Origin of the sequence: Archangium gephyra (assembly GCF_049060025.1) — a bacterium.
Lineage (GTDB): Bacteria > Myxococcota > Myxococcia > Myxococcales > Myxococcaceae > Archangium > Archangium gephyra_A.
Window position 1 is genome coordinate 5,901,880 of the sequence record NZ_JBMEQQ010000002.1, and the last position, 17,196, is coordinate 5,919,075.

Consider the following 17,196-nt stretch of genomic DNA (forward strand, 5'->3'; position numbering starts at 1 on the left):
CTTCTCAAGTCCCCGGGCGCGTTTCGGGTGGGCCGTGCACCGGCTCGCGGCCGCCAGGCCCCTTGCCGCGCCGCACCTTACCCAACATCCACGTGCGGGCGTCGTGGAGGATCTCGTACACCGTCGGAATCACCAGCAGCGTGAGCAGCGTGGAGGTGATGACGCCGCCGATGACGGCCCGCCCCAGCGGTGCGCGGAAGTCGCCACCCTCCCCCGCTCCCAGCGCCACCGGCACCATGCCCGCGATGATGGCCAGCGTCGTCATCATGATGGGCCGCAGGCGGATGCGTCCGCCTCGATGAGCGCCTCGCGCATCGGCAACCCTCGCGTGTGCGCCCACTTGGCGAAGTCGATGAGCAGGATGGCGTTCTTGGCGACGATGCCCATCAGCAGGATGACGCCGATGAGGCTCATGATGTTGAGCGTGTCCCCCGTCACCAGCAGCGCCAGCACCACGCCGATGAGCGACAGCGGCAGCGAGATGAGGATGGCCAGGGGATCCAGGAACGAGCCGAACTGGATGACCAGGATGAGGTACATCAGCAGCACCGCCACCCCGAGCGCGAGGAAGACGCGGCCGAACACCTCGGCCTGGTCTTTCGCCTCGCCGCCCTCCCCCAGCACGTAGCCCGGCGGCAGCCGCACCTTGTCCAGCCGCGCCCGCACGTCCGTCATCACCCCCGACAGCGAGCGCCCCTGCACGTTCGCCTGGATGTTGATGACCTTCTCGCGGTTGAGGTGGTTGATTTGAGCGGGCCCCACCGTCTCGCGGATGCGGGCCACCTGGCCCAGGGGCACCAGGGCCGGAGTCCCTCCCGGCGCCGCACCCGCCACCAGGGGCAGCGTCTGCAGGTCTCCCGGGCGGGTACGGGACTCGGGCACCAGCCGGACCACCACGTCCCGCGTCTCGCCCGAGGGGTCCACCCAGTCACCCGAGTCCACGCCCGCGAAGGCCGCGCGCATCGACTGCGCCACCTGGGCCACCGTCACGCCGAGCCGGCCCGCCATGGTGCGGTCCACCTCCACCTCCACCTCCGGCTTCTCCCCGCGCGTGGACAGGCCCACGTCCACCGCGCCCGGCACCTGCTCCACCTCGCGGCGCAACTGCTCGGCCAGCCGCGTCAGCTCCCGCGCGTCCGGCCCGCGCAGCTCCAACTGGATGGACTTGAAGGCTCCGCCGAAGCCGCTGGTGAAGACGGACACGTCCGCCCCCGCCACGCGCGACATCTCCCGGCGCAGCTGGACACCGAGCTCCTCCTGGCTCACCTCGCGCTCGTCCTTGGGCGTCAGCTTCACGTACACCAGCGCCTGGTCCACGCCCGGCGAGCGCAGCGGCAACGGCGTGCCGATGGTGGTGAAGGTGTAGCGCACCTCGCCGTGGTTGCGCGCGATGCGCGTCACCTCCTCCACCTTGCGCTTCGTGTACTCGAGGCTGGAGCCCGCGGGCGTCTCCACCAGCATCTCCACCTCGGCGCGGTCGCTCACCGGGACGAAGCCCCCGCCGCCGAACAGGCCCTGCAACACCACCGCGCCCACCAGCGAGAACACCGCCAACAGCACCATGGCCAGCCGGTGGTCCAGCGCCCAGGCGATGACGCCCTTGTACTTGTCCGCCTGCCGGTCGAACCAGTGGTTGAAGCGCGCGAGCACCCGCGAGATGGGGCCCTTGTGCGCCCCCTTCTCCACCGCCGGGTCGGGCCAGTACGCCGAGAGCATCGGGTCCAGGGAGAAGCTCACGAAGAGCGACACCAGCACCGAGCACGCGATGGTGAGGGCGAAGGGTTTGAACCACTGCCCCGCCACCCCGTACATGAAGGCCACCGGGACGAACACGGCCACGATGGAGAACGTCGTCGCCGCCACCGCGAGGCCAATCTCGCTCGTGCCCTCGCGCGAGGCCGTGTAATGGTCCTTCCCCATCTCGATGTGGCGGACGATGTTCTCGCGCACCACGATGGCGTCGTCGATGAGGATGCCGATGGCCAGCGTGAGGCCCAGCAGCGACATGGTGTTGAGCGTGAAGCCGAACGCCCACACGCTGATGAAGGACGCGAGCACGCTCACCGGCAGCGCCAGGCCGGTGATGACGGTGGAGCGCCACGAGTTGAGGAAGAGGAACACCACCAGCACGGTGAGCAGCGCGCCCTCGACGAGCGCGGACTGGACGTTCTCCACCGCGTTGTCCACCTGCACGCCCGAGTCGCGGACGATCTCCATCTTCACGCCCGGGGGCAGCGTGGACTGGAGGGCGTGGATGCGCTCGCGGACGGCATCGGCCACCTGCGTGGTGCTGTAGCCCTTGGCCTTGAGGATGTCGATGCCCACCGCCTCGCGGTCATTGAAGAGGGCCAGGGTGCGCGGATCCTCGGTCCCATCCACCACGTTGGCCACCTGGCCGAGCCGGATGGGCTGGCCGCCGCGCTCGGCGATGACGACGCGGGCGAAGTCCTCGGGCGTCTCCAGCCGGCCCTTGAGGCGGATGGTCGTCTCCTCCAACGGCCCGTCCAGCCGGCCCACCGGCGCGGCGAGGTTCTGCGCCTGCAGCGCCTGCACCACCTGCGAGATGCTCAACCCCGCGGCCTGCAGGGACTGAGGGCGCACGAACACCGTCATCTCCCGCTCGATGCCACCCACCACCGAGGCCTGGGCCACGCCGGGAAGGGAGCGCAGCTCGCCCACGATGCCCGGGTCCACCAGCCGCGTGAGCGCCGTGGCCGGCAGCGTGTCCGAGGTGATGGCCAGCGAGACGATGGGGATGTCCGCCGGATCGAACCGCGTGAGGACGGGCTCCTCCATCTCCAGCGGCAAGTCATTGCGCTTGCTGGAGATGGCGTCGCGCACGTCCTGCGAGGCCTGCTGCAGGTCCTTCTCGAAGTCGAAGAAGATGGTGAACTGGGCGAGGCCGTCGATGGCGCTGGAGGTGGACTGCGAGGCATCCACCCCGCTGATGGCGAAGAGGGCGTCCTCGATGGGCTCCACCAGCTCGCGCTCGACGACGTCCGGTGAGGCGCCCGGGTAGACGATGGTGACGTTGATGATGGGCTGCTGGACGTCGGGGAACTCGTCCGTCTGCAGGGACATCAGCGCCACCACGCCGAACACCACCAGCGCCAGCATGGCGGTGATGGTGACGATGGGCTTCTTGATGGCGAAATTGGAAATGAACACGGGGCTGGCTCCTCAGCGCGGCGTGGGTTGCTGGGGCGGAGATTCGGCCGGCGGAGGAGTGCCAGCACCACCCACGCCCGGCTCGGGCTCCTGGGGCCGCTCGGGCAGCCGCACCTCCACGGGGGTGCCCTCGGCGATGTCTCCCGCCGAGGCCCGCAGCACCACGTCCCCCGGTTGCACGCCGGAGCGCAGCTCCACCAGGCGCGCCAGCTCGTCCCGCATGCCGAGCGTCACCGGCACGCGCTCGACGCGGCCGTCCTTCACGCGCAACACCGTGGGCGGCTCGGCGCGCACGTCCACCGCCGCCACGGGCACCGCGGGCACCTCGCGCCGCAGCGACGCCACCCGGCCCTCGGCGGAGAGCCCGGTGAGCAGGTCCTGCTCCGTGTTGGGCAGGGCCACGTAGATGCGCACCTGGCCCGTCCCCGGATCCACCGCGGGGTTGATGCGCTCGATGCGGCCCTTGAAGGAGCGGTCCCCATAGCCGCCGACGTTGAAGTCCACCTCGATGCCGGGCTCGAGCGTGCTGAGCTGCGCGGCCGGCACGGAGGCCTCCAGCCGCAGACTGGTCGGGTCGATGACGGTGTAGAGCGCCGTGCCCGGCTGGACGATGTCACCCGCGCTGGCGAGGCGCTCGCTCACCACTCCGGTGAAGGGAGCGCGGATGCGGGTGCGGCCCACCTGCTGGCGGGCGAGCGCGAGCCGGGCCTCGGCCTCGGAGAGCTGCGCCTGGGCCTGGTGGCGCGAGAGCTGCGCCCGCTCGAAGTCCCGCCGGGTGATGACGCCCGCGTCGGACAGCTTGCGGTTGCGCTCCTCCTCGGACCGGGCGACCTGCAGGGCGTTGCGCGCCACCCGCACCGCGCCGCGCGCGGCGATGAGCTGGTCCTGCAACGAGTTGTCCTCGATGCGCGCGAGCAACTGGCCCTTCTTCACCTGCTGGCCCTGCTCGACGACCATCTCCAGCACGGCGCCCTGGACCTCGGCGCGCATGGTGGCGGCGCGCCGGGCCTGGAGCGTGCCGGAGAGCACGGGGCCGCTGCGCAGCTCCCGTGGTTCCACCCGCACCACGTCATCCGGCCCGAGCACCACCGAGGCCTGCTCCTGGGGCTGCTGCGCCTGCGAGTCCGCTCGATTGCAGCCCGGGAGCGCCCCCAGCGAGAGCAAGACGAGGACTGCCCATGCCGCGCCCCGGCGTCCCGTACTCATGTTCACCCCTCTCCACCTCCTGACACGCCGCGTAGAGATGTGCACACGCAGGCCCGCCTGCATCCCATGTCCCACCCGGGCTTCCCCCGTCGGCTGCTCTCTTCGTGCCTGCCTGCCTGGACTCATCCATCCTCTCCACGACGCGCTCGAGCCCTCGCGGGTGCACCCCGGCCCGGGGAGCACCCGGGCGGCCGTGCGGCGGGATGGGATACGCTGCGCGCCCCGTGCGTCCCCTGCCCTCGTTCCGCGGCCCGCTCCTCGCCTGCTTCCTCGCCTGTACTTCCGCCCTCGCGGCCGGCCCCCTGGTGCTGGAGGGGGAGGTGCCCACCGAGGGCAGCTACTTCACCGTCCCCTTCGAGGTACCGCCGGGCACCGTGGAGCTGGAGGTCCACCATGACGACCTCGCCAGCGAGAACATCCTCGACTGGGGCCTGGAGGATCCGGCCGGCTTCCGCGGCTACGGCGGCGGCAACGAGGAGCCCGCCATCGTGGGCGAGCAGGCCGCCTCGCGCTCGTACCTCGCCGGTCCCCTGCCCCCGGGCACCTGGAAGGTGACGGTGGGCAAGGCGAAGATCCGCAAGACGCCCGCGCGCTACCGGATTGAAGTGCACCTGCGCACCACGGCCCGGCTCGCGCCCCAGCCCGAGCGCCAGCCCTACCGCCCCGCCAGCGCGCTCTCCGCGCAACCGCGCTGGTACGCGGGCGACTTCCACGTCCACTCTCGCGAGAGCGGTGATGCGAGGGCCCCGCTGGAGGAGCTCGCCCGCTTCGCGCGGGGCCAGGGGCTCGACTTCGTCGTCCTCACCGAGCACAACACCACGTCCACGCTCGACTTCCTCGTGGACGCCCAGCCGCGCTTCCCGGACCTGCTGCTGGTGCCGGGCATCGAGTACACCACCTATGCGGGCCATGCGAACGCCATCGGCGCCACGGCCTACGTGCCGCCGCGGGTGAACGAGGGCATCACCCTGGAGGAGGCCATCGGCGCCTTCCACCGCCAGGGCGCGCTCTTCTCCATCAACCACCCCACCTACGACGTGGGAGACCTGTGCATCGGCTGCGCGTGGCAGCACACCGTGCCCCCGGGCGGCGTGGACGCCATCGAGGTGGCCAACGGCGGCTGGGAGAAGCTGGGGCGCTTCTTCTCCGAGGGCGCGCTCGGCTACTGGGACTGGCTCGTCGCGCAGGGGCACCACACCGCGGCACTCGGCGGCAGTGATGACCATCGCGCCGGGGTGGACCTGGACTTCACCCAGAGCGCCATCGGCAACCCCACGACGCTGGTGTACGCGCGCGAGCTGAGCGTGGCGGCCCTGCTGGAGGGCATCCGCGAGGGCCGCACCGTGGTGAAGCTCCAGGGGCCGGAGGACCCCATGGTGGACCTGACGAGCAGCGTGGCGCCCACCGGGGACACCGTGCTCGCGCGGAGCGCCCGGCTGAGCGCCCGCGTCACGGGGGCCCGGGGCCATCAGGTGCGCTTCGTCCACAACGGCGTGCGCCTGCCGCTCGTGGAGGTGACCTCGGACGACTTCGTGGTGGAGCAGGATGTCACCGCGCCCGGACATGGCGAGGATCGCTTTCGTGTGGAGGTGTGGATCCAAGGCCATCCGCGCACCGTCACCAGCCACCTGTGGGTGGCTCGCACCGCGGACATGCGCGGCATTCCGGGTCCGGTGCCCCAGGTGGCCGAATCGGGGGGTTGTGGTTGTGGCTCGGCACCAGGCTGGAGCGCGGGAGTGCTCGCGCTCGCCGTGCTGGCGCTCGGACGCAGGCGCCGGCTCACATGACCCAGGCCTCCTCGGGCCTTGCGAGGTCTCGCGGATACCTCCAGCTCCCGGTGAAGGAAGCGATCTCCCCCCATAGGGCCTCGAACTCGCGCTGGCCGAAATTCGAGCCCGAGGACAGCAGGTCGTACTGGTAGTAGCGCTGCGGAGCATCCAGCTCCTGCCGGGGCGGCTGGGAGTAGCGGAAATGGCCGATGACGTCCGCGTGGTCCGCCTCCACCAGGAAGCTGGATTCCGCATCCGGCCACACCATGGAGACGCTGTTGACGATGCCGTCGTTGTCCGAAGGCGTCAGCATTCGCGTCCCCTGCTTCGACTCCCCCAGCCAGGGGATGGAGCGGGCCTGGCCCAGCTCCGGTGTCGGGCCGCGCGAGGTCAACCCGTACACGAACTTGAACAGCCCGCGAGCATCCTCCGCCGGGCGCTTCGCGACGGTCACGATGGAGCGGTAGTGGATGTCCTTCGCCCTGAGGAAGTCCCGTTCCTCGTCGGGCGACGTCCGGTGCGCCGGGCTCTCGGGCGCGCCCGGGGCCCGCACGGGGTCCAGGTCGCTGATGGCGGCGACATCGGTGGACACGTGCATCAGCCACCGGAGCGTCTCGAAGTACGAGGCCCGTGCGAGCGCCCGCTCGAGGTTCTCCCGCCTGGCGCCAAAGCCCACCATCGTCTGGATGGCGGCATCGAGCCAGTCGGGTGAGCCCTCATCGGGAGGCCACATGCGCTGGAGGCACCGTCCGGCGAAACTCACGCCCCCGGTGCGGAGCGCGCGGGTCGTCTCGTAGAGCATGCGCGGCATCCACCGGGTGAGGACGCGCGAAGCCCCCCCGAGTCCTCTCACGCGGCGGGCCAGGTTCGTCCCACGCTGAGGCGTGGAAATGAACTGCACCGTGCGGATCCGCTCGAGCACGTCCATCCCGGGCGCCTGGGTGCCTTCACGCCTCCGGTAGTCGATGAGGAGCTGCCGGATGTCGAGCCCGCCCGTCGAGTGGCCCACCAGGTGGAGGGCGTCCTTGCCCCCAATCACCCGCCGTTCCTGGAGGTCGCCGAGCCACAGCCGCAACCGCCGCGCCCGCGTCTGCACGCTCGCCGTGGGCAGGTTGGGGAAGTAGTGCAGGACCAACGGGGACGGCCCGAGCACCTGGGTCACCCCGTGGTAGTAGCGCAACGAGCCGAGGGCATCGAAACCGCCGAAGCCCGGGACGAGCACGATGTGGTTCTGCATGGACACCTCGTGGGGCGCGCGAGGTGAGCGCGGCATGCCCCCACCCACTTCCCCTCGAGGAAAGAGTGGGCCGGGAGGTGTTGTGACGACGTGCTCCGGGACTACGGGCGCTCGGCCGGGTAGCAGCCGGCCTGCCGTGCACGCTCGCGCACCAGCGTCAGCACCAGCTCGCACGCGGGCATCGGCTTGCCCACGAGCTGGCCGAGCTCCACCACCGCGCCCAGCAGCGCGTCGATCTCCATCGGCCGGCCGCGCTCCAGGTCCTGCAGCATGGAGGTCTTGTGCTCGCCGACCTCCGCCGCACCGTGAATCCGCTTGTCCACGTCGATGGGGAAGCGCACCCCGAGCGCCTCGGCGACTCCCTGGGCCTCGACCATCATGTTGCGCGCCACGGCCCGGAGGTCCCCCTGGGTCGCGAGCTTGTCCAGCGTCGCGCCCGTGAGCGCCGAGAGCGGATTGAAGGCGAGGTTGCCCCAGAGCTTCACCCACAGCTCGTCACGGATGCGCGGCCGGATCGGCGCCTTCAGGCCCGCTCGGATCAACAGCTTCGACAGCGCCTCGACGCGCGGGCTCCTGCTTCCATCGGGCTCTCCCAGGGTGATGCGATCCCCATACGTGTGCTCGATGACGCCGGGCTCGACCACCTCGGCCGCCGGGTAGAGCACCGCGCCAATGGCGCGCGAGGGATGCAGCGTCTCCCGGAGCTTCCCACCCGGGTCCACGCTCTCCACCGGCCGGTCCCGGTACGGCCCCTCGAGGCCGTGGAAGTACCAATAGGGCACGCCGTTGATGCCCGTGACGAGCGCCGTCTCGGGGCCCAGCAGCGGGAGCATCCGCACCGCCGCCGAGGGCAGCGAGTGCGCCTTCAGCGTGATGAGGACGTAGTCCTGTGGCCCCGCCTCGGCCGGGTCATCGGTGCACGGCGGCCGGACGGTGACGCTCTCGCCGCCGCTGCGCAGGGTGAGCCCCTTGTCCCGCATCGCGGCGAGGTGGGCCCCCCGCGCGATGAAGGTGACGTCCGCTCCGGCCTGGAGCAGCCGCACGCCGAAGAACCCGCCCATCGCTCCCGCGCCGAAGATGGCGATCTTCACGGATTCAGCCCCAGCCGCTCGGCGAGACCGATGCGCTGCAACTTGCCCGTCGCCCCCTTGGGAATCTCCGAAAGGAAGACGATCTTCCGCGGCACCTTGAAGTCCGCCAGCCGGGCCGAGGCGAAGTCCTGGAAGCTCCCGCTCCCCGGCACTCGCGCCCTCGCGCAGCACCACGGCGGCGGCGACCTCCTCGCCCAGCTTCGGGTGCGGCATGCCGAACGTCACCACCTGCTGCACCGCCGGGTGGTCCATCAACACCGTGTCCACCTCGAGCGGACTGATCTTCTCGCCCCCGCGGTTGATGATCTCCTTGAGCCGGCCGGTGAGCCGCAGGTAGCCCGCCTCGTCGAGCACCCCCTGGTCTCCCGTGCGGAACCAACCGTGGGTGAAGGCCTTGGCGTTGGCCTCGGGGTTGTTCTCGTAGCCGGCCGTCACGTTGCGGCCCCGGATGACGACCTCCCCGAGCGCCCCCGGGGGCAACAGGTTTCCCTCCTCCCCCATGATGGCGACCTCGGGCCCCGAGGCAATGCCCACCGAGCCCGCGTAGCGCGGCCGTGGCGGCAGCGGGCTCGACGCCATCTGGTGCGACGCCTCCGTCATGCCGTAGCTCTCGATGACCGGCACGCCGAACACCTGCTCCAGCTCCTCCATCACCTGCGGCGGCAGCGACGCGGACGACGAGCGGATGAGCCGCAACCGCCCGGCCTGGATGACCCCGGTGTTGCGGCTGGCCCGGCCGAGGATCGCCTGGTGCATGGTGGGCACCGCCGTGTACCAGCTCGGACGCACCTCCTCGAACCAGCCGAAGAACTTGAGCGCGTTGAAGCCCGGCGTGCACACCACCCCGCCGCCCGCCGCGAGGCTTGCCAGCACCGCCGCGATGAGCCCATGGATGTGGAAGAGCGGCATGATGTTGAGGCAGACATCCTCGCGCTCCAGCCGCAGCGTCTGGCCAATGTGGTACGCGGAGGCCGTGACGTTGGTGTGGCTCAGGGGAACGATCTTCGGCCGCGCCGTCGTCCCCGAGGTGTGAAGCACGAGCGCCACGTCCCCCGCTTCGGCGAACCCCGCCCGCGCCGGCGTGCCGGAGAGCGGCCGCTCCGGCTTCAAGGTGAAGCGGCCCGCGGGTCCGTTCGCATCGGGGACCAGCTCGATGACGGGAATGCCTCGCGCGGCGGCGACGGCGCGGGCCGGGCTCTCCATGCCCTCGAGCACGACGAGCGCCCGGGCATTCAGGTCGGAGAGGTAGAAGTCGAACTCCTCCGCCCGATAGGACGGGTTGAGCGGCGCGGTGGTGGTGCCGCAGGCGAAGGTGACGAAGGCCGCCGCCATCTCCGGTCCGTTGGGCAGCACCAGCGCCACCCGGTCCCCACGTCCCAGGCCCATGCCGTTCAGCGCCGTGACGGTGTGCCGCGCGAGCTCCCGCAGTCCGCCATGCGTCAACCCGGGCCTCCCCGGTGCTCCGATGGCGAGGTCACCCTCGCGCCCGTGCTCGATGAGGCCCACCACCGTGTCCGCGAGGTACATGCCCGGTCCTCCTCCGCTGCGGCTGGAGGTTCCCGGATATGCCCTCCGGTGCCCTCATGCAACAGGTGGCGCAGCCGCTCCGTCACCGGCCCGGCGCCCGGTGACACTCGGGAGGGCAGCCGGGGAGGTGGAATCCGCGGGCCCGGGCCAGAGGGCCTTCGGCTCGGGGCGAGGCACGGGGACCTCCAGCACCTCCTCCCGGACGTTCTGCGTCTTGTGCCAGCAACGGAGCTGCGCCACCCACTCCTCGTCCTTGATGACATCGAGCACGATCCGCAGCCGGGGAATGCTCCCGTCGGACGCGGGGCCGGACAGGAGCTGGAGGAACTCCTCCTCCTTTCCACGCTCCCGCGCCTCGTCACTCGCCTCCAGGAGGTCCGTGACCGTGCGGATGCCGTACCGGCGCAGGTTCGAGAGCAGCGTGTCGGGGTTGCCGCCCACCTTCCCTCCCACATTGCAGTGGAGATGGAGGATGGCCTGGTCCACCCAGTCCAGGAGCCGTGGCGCGGGAACGCGCGTCTGGAGCATCAGCTCGACCACGTCATGGCGCGCCAGGGCCTGCACGTTGGTCACCCCTTCGTCCTGGAGGCGGGCCCGGTCATAGATGTCGATTCCCTCCAGGCTGGTGAGGGGCGCGTGCGGGTCCACGAGCTGGAGGCCCGGGTCCCGGGAGAACCGCTTCATCCTCCGCAAGGAGGTGCGCAGCAGCTCTCCGATGAAGACCAGCCCCGTCTCGGGGATGATGCCCGTCACGAAGGCGAGCGTGTGCAGCGCGGCGGCGAGGGCCGGTTTGTCGGCTTGCGCGCCCGGCACCATCAACCAGCTCTCCTCGAGCACCCAGGCCAGGACCATGACCGTGAAGACACGGGTCGTGATGTGGCTGTAGATCTTCGGCTGGAGATCCCTCCGGGCATAGCTGCGGAAGGTGGTGGCCAGCGCATAGGCGTACGCGCCCAGGAAGCCGAAGGGGAGCGTGGACTTCTGGGGCTGGAAGAACGCCAGGAAGTCCACCGGCGAGTCGACGCCGGGCCGCGGCTCCACGCTCAGCAGGGTGAAGGTCCAGCCGAGCGCGAGCACCAGCGAGGCCACGAGCAGGGGCGAGCGCCGCGTGGGCATGAGGCGGATGACCCCTTCACGGAGCTCGGCACCATAGGCCTCGTCCATCTGCTTGCCGTAGCGGGCCCGCACGTCCTGCCGGGTCTTCACCTCCGGATCGAACCGGAAGATATGGGCGACGAACCGCTCGCGCAGCGTGCCCTGGTGCTCCCGGTCGAAGGCGAAGAAGAGCAGGGCCGGCAGCAGCGAGAGCAGACCGATGAAGAGCAGTTGGAGGAGTCGGCCGGCGACGAGGAGCCGGGCGGTGAACGGCACCTCGGGGAGCTCCTGGCCCCGCGTCACCACCCACTGGGTGAGGGAGACGAGCATGCTCCGCAGATGGCCGATGAACCCCTCGGACGCGAGGATGACGAGGCTCGGAATGCCAAACCCGATGAGCAGGAGCAGCAGCAGATAGAACTTTCCCCGGGCCCAGTTTCCGAGAGAGGGCCGTACCCCCGCCCTGCTTCCCAGCCGGGCGACCAGCAGCATCGAGACGAGCGAGAGCCCCAGGAAGATGAGCGAGAGCAGCAGATACGTCCGGGCCCAACCACCTTCGAACAAGTGGATGAGGAACAGATAGGCGCCGACGACGAAGGACAGGAGCGAGAGCTTGCCCGTGAGCGATTGGACGAAGGCCAGCCGGTGCACCCATCGGCTCGGCTCGGGCTGGAGGGAGAGCGTTCCCCGCTGCTCCAGGGTCCGGAGGTCGAACGCATCGATGTCCTGCGCGGACACCGGCCTGGCCCGCTCCAACGGAGAGAGGAGGAGGACCGCTCCGTCACCGCGGCGGATCCTCAACCGGCGGTTGGTCTGGTTCGACACCCGATAGCCCCTGGCCCGGGTGTAGCCGAGAAGGAACCGCACCGCCCCCCACGCCCCCGAGGTGATGCGCCGGCGCCACGGAACGCGGCCGTCACGGCCGTGTCCGTTGCCTTCAGTGCCCGGATTCATGCGTGTACCTCTCTCCCGTGAGGTGATGAGCTCCCCATGGAGAGAGAGGGCACGGAGATGGCTTGTGACCGTCAGTAACTCGCCCGGATGCCCAGCGAGGGGAGCGTCACGGGCGGCAGGCCGAAGGGTTTGCGCACCAGTTCGCCCTTCTCGCTGCCGTAGGTGTAGCGGAACGTCTCCCGCGTCAGCGAGAGGTTGAAGACGTCCAGCCACGCCTCCGCCGCCAACGGCCCCAGCGTGCCCGTCTTCGACACCCGGCCGTCCACCCGGAAGTAGCCCGGCAGGCGCGTCACCCGGTCCCGGTCCTCCGGAACCCAGCGCGTCGTGCCCCTCACCGGGTCCACGCCCTCGCGCTGCGTGTACGAGAAGAGCAGGCCCCCCGCCTCGGGCGCCCCGGTGTTGTAGTGCAGCGTGGTGCCCACCGTGAGGCCCCACGGCAGCTTCACGGTGACGGCCGCGTTGAGCACGTGCATCTGCTCGAGCGCCGAGGGCAGCGGCACCACCTCCGTCCCCACCACCTGGCCCGCGCCGTCCCGCCGCTCCACGCGCGTGTTCAGCGTGCGCCGCTGGAAGGTGTACGAGGCCAGCAGCGACCAGCGCTCCGACAGCGCGCGCCGGGCCAGCAGCTCCACGCCGTAGCCGTGGCCCTCCGCCGTGCGCTCCCGCCCTCGCGCCACCGGGTCGTCCGCGAGCATGTCGAAGGACAGCACGTCCAGCTCCACCGTGCGCAGCATCGGGTGGACGAACACGTCCGCGCCGAAGGTGAAGCCCGCGGGGCCTCGCACGTCCGCGCCCGCCTCCACCTGGAAGGCCCGCTGCAGCCCCAGCCGCAGCGCCGCGGACTGCACGCCCGGCACGTCGAGGAGGTGGTTCGGCGCCTGGTGCCTGAGGCCCGCGCCCAGGCGCAGCGCCACCGTCTCCGAGAGCACCGCCCGCGCGTGCAGCCGGGGCTCGACGGCCACCCGGTTCAGCGCGGGGGCCAGCAGGTAGCCGTCCACGCGCAGGCCCGGGGTGAGCCGCCACATGCCCTGCGTCCACGTGGCCTGTGCGTACGCGCCCGCGAGCGTCACCCGCGCGAGGGATTGGGGGCCTCCCGTGGTGACGGTGGGCCGCTGGGGGTCACCGGCCTCGCCGGGGCGGAAGGTGGTGGACTGCTCCGTGTCGGCGCTCCGGCGCTCCACGTCCGCCCCCGCCTCCACCGCGAGCCCCTGGGACAGCGTGGCCCGCCACGCCATCCTCGCCCCGAGCGTGCGCTCGGAGAGCCCCACGCTGACACGCGAGGCCTCTCCTCCCCCGGTGGCCCCCAGCGTGTCCTGGCCCCAGGTGACGGCGGCCTCGGCCTCGCCCACGCCCAGCGGGTGCGTGAGGCGGAGATCCACGCGATGGAAGGCCGTGCCCACCCGGACGACATCTCCCGGGCCGCTCAGGCCCGCGTCATCCGAAGCGCCCAGGGCGAACAGGCGCAGCGAGCCCCGGCCCACGGACTGGGTGACGCGCGCCTGGTAGTCGAAGAGCCCGAGCACCAGGTCCGGGCCCGGCGTGCCGCGCGTGCCGTTGATGACCGCGGCGGCGATCCATGGGCTGTACGCGAAGCGGCCAGCGAGGGTGAATTCCGTGCCCGTGGAGGCGATGGGCACCTGGGTGAGCACGCCCACGTTGAACAGGTCGATGGAGGCGGCCGCGCGCACGGCCTCCGTGCTCGGCGGGAGGAGCCGCGCGTTCACGGTGCCACCGAGCTCCCGGCCGAATCGCGCGGGCGCGGGACCCCGGTGGAAGTCGAGCCCGGAGACGAGCTCGGGGTGCAGCGCGGAGGGGCCCACCCACAGGTGATTGAGCCGCGGTACACGCACGCCATCGAGGTAGAAGCCCGTGGACGAGGGAGCCGCGCCACGTACCACGGGCAGGCTCGCGCCGGAGACGACGTGGCTCACCCCGGGCATCACCATGAGGGCACGGAAGGGCTCGCCCCACGTGCCCGCGAGGTCCTTCAGCTCGGAGGATTCGAAGGAGAGCGGGGCAGCGGTCTCCGGGGGCGGCTGCCCGGCCCGGGAGACGGAGCCCACGAGGAGCGCAAGCAGGACACAGGGCGTTGTACGCATCTCGGGTTCGGAGCTCCCTCTCCCGAAGGGAGAGGGGATGTGTCCGCGCTTGTCCGCGGCGCCGCTACTTCTTCTTCGCGGCGGGTTTGACGCCGGAAGCCGGCTTCACCTCGGGCTTGGTGGCGGGCTTGGCGGCGGGAGCGGGGGCCTTCTTCACCGTGGCCGCCACCACCGCCGACGGGGCCTGCTCGGCCGGGGCGAGGACGATCTCGATGCGCCGGTTCAGGCTCCGTCCCTCCGCCGTCTGGTTGGAGGCCATGGGCTGGTACTCGCCGTAGCCCAGCGCGGAGAGCATCGTGGGCGGCACGCCCTGCTCCTGCAGCAGCTTCACGACGACGAGCGCGCGCGTGGTGGACAGCTCCCAGTTCGAGGCGAACTCCGCCTTCCCGTCCGCCGGTAACGGCACGTTGTCCGTGTGGCCCTCGACGCGGATGAGCTTGCCCTCCACGTCCTTGAGCGCCTGCGCCACCTTCTCCAGCGCCTCCTGGCCTTCCTTGTTGAGCTTCGTGCTGCCGGAGGAGAAGAGGATCTTGTCCTTCATCTTCACCACCATCCGGCCCTTCAGCTCGGACAGCTCGATCTTCCCGGTCTTGATCTCCTCCTTGAGGCTCTTCGCGAGGCTCTCGTACTCGCTGGACTTCTTCTCGAGTGCCTCCTTGGCCGCCTCGAGCTTCTCGGTGTTCCGGGACAGCTCCTTGTTGAGCTCGGCCAGCTCGTCCACGCGCTTGCGCAGCGCACGGCGCTCGGCGTCACTGTTCGCGAGCGAGGACTCCAGCTCCGCCTTCTCCTTCTCCGCCGCCTCGGCGGCCGCCTTGGTCTCGGAGAGCTTCTGCTCCAAGGCCTTCATCTGCTCCTGCTGCTCGTCGTACTGCTGCTTGAGGGTGTGGGCCTCAGCCGACTTCGAATCGAACGCCTTCTGCGACACACAGCCGACCAACGGAACCAGCAGGAGGACACACCAGCGCATACGCATTCGAGGCTCCTTGGAGTGAACAGCGCCCTTATACCTCCGTGCCCTCGCGAGGGAGAGGGAGCGTGTTCCCCACCTGCGGAGTCGAACGTGGGTAAACACAACGGTGACACTCGAAAACTTTCACCGGGAAATAGGGCCTCGCAGCCGCTCCCGCGACCGGTCGTAGATGAAGTACTCGGGAATCCCCAGGCGGGCGTAGCGCTCCACGTTGTACTCGGCGTCCTTCTTGCGGTCGCCGCCCACGTGCACCTCCATCACCCACTCCAGCCCCTTGCCCTCGTGGCTCGCCATCCACTTGCCGTTCGCTCGCGGGCGCTCGGCACAAGCTGCGCCCGGACGTGGGCGGGGAGCGCAAAATCTTCGCGTCTCGAGCGCTCTCCGGGACCGGCTCGCTCTCTCCGCCAGGATGCAGGGGGCGGCCCGGGCATTGCAGTCCTCCAGGGCATGATGCTCGACGAGAACAAGATGAACGTGCTGGCCCAGCACCACATGCTTCGCGAGCTGCTGGTGAACGTGGGGGAGCTCGCCCGGCAGGTGGCGGAAGGCGATGCCGCCCACGCGGAGATGCTGCGTGACGGAGCGCGACAGCTCACCCGGGGGCTGCTGAACCACATGGCGGACGAGGAGCGGTTCTTGGAGGAGATGGCGCGCGAGGGACAGGCCCCCGCCGCCGAGCACCTCGCGGCGCTCCAGCACAACCACGCCCACCAGCGTGAGATCATCGCCTCCATCCAGGCGCGGCTCGAAGGCGTCCATGCCACGAAGCGGCTCGGGGAACTCGTCGAGGCCCTGACCCACGCCGTCATCCTGGACATGGAGCACGAGGAGGAGTCGCTCTTCGGCACACCGGCCCAGCCGCTGGCGCCGGATGAGGGGGCCCGGGTGGCGTTCGCCCGAGCCTGAGCCCTCTCAGAGACGGAACGCTCGACGCGCTCGTCGTGCGCAACGTGCCCAAACGTGCGCAAGGCCGTGAAGTGGAACCCGCCGTCGCTACGGCGTCTCGCTCTGCAGCAGCGTGCCGGTGGAGAAGGCGTCCGGCGTGCCGCACTGCGCCTTCTTCGGAGCCTCCGCGCACGTCACCGGCACAGGCGCGCGGTTGTGGTCCGTGAAGCAGAGCGCCCCGTCGGTGCCCCACTCCGCCTCCGTGCCCCACGTCTCCGTGTCCTGCTGCACGCCCACCGCGTCGAAGACGTTCACCCACTGCCCGTTCACGGTGTGCGAGGTGCCATCGCCGCAGTAGTCCGCGCGGATGAGGCGCGTGCACGCCTGGTGGTGCGCCGCCAGGCTCACGCCGTTGACGCTCGCCCACGGCTTGTAACCGAAGCGGATGCACTTCGCGATCGCCGCGCCCTCGCACGCGAAGGTGAAGACGCGCGGGTCGTCGTACTTCCTGCCGCCCACTCCCGGCATCCCCTGCCGGTAGTCCCAGGCGCCCGCCACCGCGATGGCCGCCGCCGGCTGTCCGCTCGCGTCACGGCAGATGGGGCGCCACTGGCCGTCCGCCGGCGCGAGATAGGACACCTGGTACGTCCACACGTCCGCGTTCGCGCCCGTGCCCCGCGTCACCCCGTCCACGCGCAGCTCCACCTGGCTCCCATCCCCCAGGTTGCCCAGGAAGTGGGCCTGCGCGAAGTCCTGTCCGGAGATGGGGCGCTCGTCGTACCAGCCATGAAACGCCGAGCCTTCCAGCCACACGTCCTCGACGCGGGCCTCGTTCCACGTGGACCACTGGCCCAGCCAGGAGGCCGGCTGCGTACCCTCGAACCACACGCCCGCGTAGTCCACCGACACCAGCATCCCCGAGAGGTACTGGCCATTGAGGTCCGAGCCATTCAGGTCCGAGCCGTTGAGGTCCGAGCCATTCAGGTTGGCGCCATTGAGGTTCGCGCCGTTCTGAGTGCCCAGCGACGACTCGGCCGCCCCGAGGGGTGAGTCCCGCTGCACTGGCGCCTCACCTCCACACGCCACCACGCCCACGGCCGCCACCACGACCCGGCACCACCCGCTTGCACTCATGACCCCACCCCTCTGGTACTCCATCCCCGAGACGCACGGAGGGTGTGCAGTGGCCATCCGC

Annotated in this window: 9 protein-coding genes and 2 pseudogenes; 2 read left to right on the forward strand and 9 right to left on the reverse strand. The window is 70.7% G+C overall.

Features of this window, described 5'->3' with window-relative positions:
* Positions 1 to 4: 4 nt before the first annotated feature.
* Both ACN28I_RS25520 and ACN28I_RS25525 read right to left on the reverse strand, forming a co-directional pair.
* Positions 5 to 3,168, reverse strand: a pseudogene (locus tag ACN28I_RS25520) (efflux RND transporter permease subunit).
* Positions 3,169 to 3,180: 12 nt separating this feature from the next.
* Positions 3,181 to 4,374: an efflux RND transporter periplasmic adaptor subunit gene (locus ACN28I_RS25525; RefSeq protein ID WP_420944549.1), complete on the reverse strand. Its 1,194-nt coding sequence runs from the start codon at positions 4,372 to 4,374 to the stop codon at positions 3,181 to 3,183.
* 224 nt (positions 4,375 to 4,598) lie between these two features.
* Here ACN28I_RS25525 and ACN28I_RS25530 point away from each other — a divergent pair, with 224 nt between their 5' ends.
* Entirely contained in the window at positions 4,599 to 6,161 is a 1,563-nt protein-coding gene (locus tag ACN28I_RS25530; RefSeq protein ID WP_420944550.1) for a CehA/McbA family metallohydrolase, read from the forward strand.
* Here the strand turns inward: ACN28I_RS25530 and ACN28I_RS25535 are convergent.
* The 6 genes and pseudogenes from ACN28I_RS25535 to ACN28I_RS25560 form a co-directional block, all read right to left on the reverse strand.
* Positions 6,154 to 7,380 carry an esterase/lipase family protein gene (locus ACN28I_RS25535; RefSeq protein WP_420944551.1) on the reverse strand — a complete coding sequence of 409 codons (1,227 nt, stop codon included), beginning with the start codon at positions 7,378 to 7,380 and terminating at the stop codon, positions 6,154 to 6,156. The two genes, ACN28I_RS25530 and ACN28I_RS25535, sit on opposite strands and share 8 nt — an antisense overlap.
* Before the next feature lie 101 nt (positions 7,381 to 7,481).
* Positions 7,482 to 9,998: a 2-dehydropantoate 2-reductase gene (locus tag ACN28I_RS25540; protein ID WP_420944552.1), complete on the reverse strand. Its 2,517-nt coding sequence runs from the start codon at positions 9,996 to 9,998 to the stop codon at positions 7,482 to 7,484.
* 54 nt (positions 9,999 to 10,052) lie between these two features.
* Positions 10,053 to 12,047: a hypothetical protein gene (locus ACN28I_RS25545; RefSeq protein WP_420944553.1), complete on the reverse strand. Its 1,995-nt coding sequence runs from the start codon at positions 12,045 to 12,047 to the stop codon at positions 10,053 to 10,055.
* A gap of 71 nt (positions 12,048 to 12,118) precedes the next feature.
* Positions 12,119 to 14,146, reverse strand: coding sequence for a TonB-dependent receptor (locus ACN28I_RS25550; RefSeq protein WP_420944554.1), 2,028 nt, complete (start codon positions 14,144 to 14,146; stop codon positions 12,119 to 12,121).
* A gap of 64 nt (positions 14,147 to 14,210) precedes the next feature.
* Complete coding sequence (locus ACN28I_RS25555; RefSeq protein WP_420944555.1) at positions 14,211 to 15,119, reverse strand: OmpA family protein; 909 nt, start codon at positions 15,117 to 15,119, stop codon at positions 14,211 to 14,213.
* A 135-nt stretch (positions 15,120 to 15,254) separates the two neighbouring features.
* Positions 15,255 to 15,416 (reverse strand): annotated as a pseudogene (locus ACN28I_RS25560) (Uma2 family endonuclease); the annotation flags it as partial.
* Positions 15,417 to 15,563: 147 nt separating this feature from the next.
* Between ACN28I_RS25560 and ACN28I_RS25565 the strand changes: the two are divergent.
* The gene (locus tag ACN28I_RS25565; protein ID WP_420948893.1) at positions 15,564 to 16,022 is read left to right on the forward strand and encodes a hemerythrin domain-containing protein; all 459 of its coding nucleotides are present in this window, start codon (positions 15,564 to 15,566) and stop codon (positions 16,020 to 16,022) included.
* 87 nt (positions 16,023 to 16,109) lie between these two features.
* Here the strand turns inward: ACN28I_RS25565 and ACN28I_RS25570 are convergent, their stop codons facing one another.
* On the reverse strand, positions 16,110 to 17,135 hold the full coding sequence (locus tag ACN28I_RS25570) for an ADYC domain-containing protein (RefSeq protein WP_420944556.1): 1,026 nt from the start codon (positions 17,133 to 17,135) through the stop codon (positions 16,110 to 16,112).
* Between the last annotated feature and the right edge of the window lie 61 nt (positions 17,136 to 17,196).

Excerpts from the sequence above, each read along its gene's own strand:
- ACN28I_RS25565 (WP_420948893.1), top strand. The coding sequence starts at position 15,564 with ATGATGCTCGACGAGAACAAGATGAACGTGCTGGCCCAGCACCACATG.
- ACN28I_RS25570 (WP_420944556.1), bottom strand. The coding sequence starts at position 17,135 with ATGAGTGCAAGCGGGTGGTGCCGGGTCGTGGTGGCGGCCGTGGGCGTG.
- ACN28I_RS25545 (WP_420944553.1), bottom strand. The coding sequence starts at position 12,047 with ATGAATCCGGGCACTGAAGGCAACGGACACGGCCGTGACGGCCGCGTT.
- ACN28I_RS25540 (WP_420944552.1), bottom strand. The coding sequence starts at position 9,998 with ATGTACCTCGCGGACACGGTGGTGGGCCTCATCGAGCACGGGCGCGAG.
- ACN28I_RS25525 (WP_420944549.1), bottom strand. The coding sequence starts at position 4,374 with ATGAGTACGGGACGCCGGGGCGCGGCATGGGCAGTCCTCGTCTTGCTC.
- ACN28I_RS25535 (WP_420944551.1), bottom strand. The coding sequence starts at position 7,380 with ATGCAGAACCACATCGTGCTCGTCCCGGGCTTCGGCGGTTTCGATGCC.
- ACN28I_RS25555 (WP_420944555.1), bottom strand. The coding sequence starts at position 15,119 with ATGCGTATGCGCTGGTGTGTCCTCCTGCTGGTTCCGTTGGTCGGCTGT.
- ACN28I_RS25550 (WP_420944554.1), bottom strand. The coding sequence starts at position 14,146 with ATGCGTACAACGCCCTGTGTCCTGCTTGCGCTCCTCGTGGGCTCCGTC.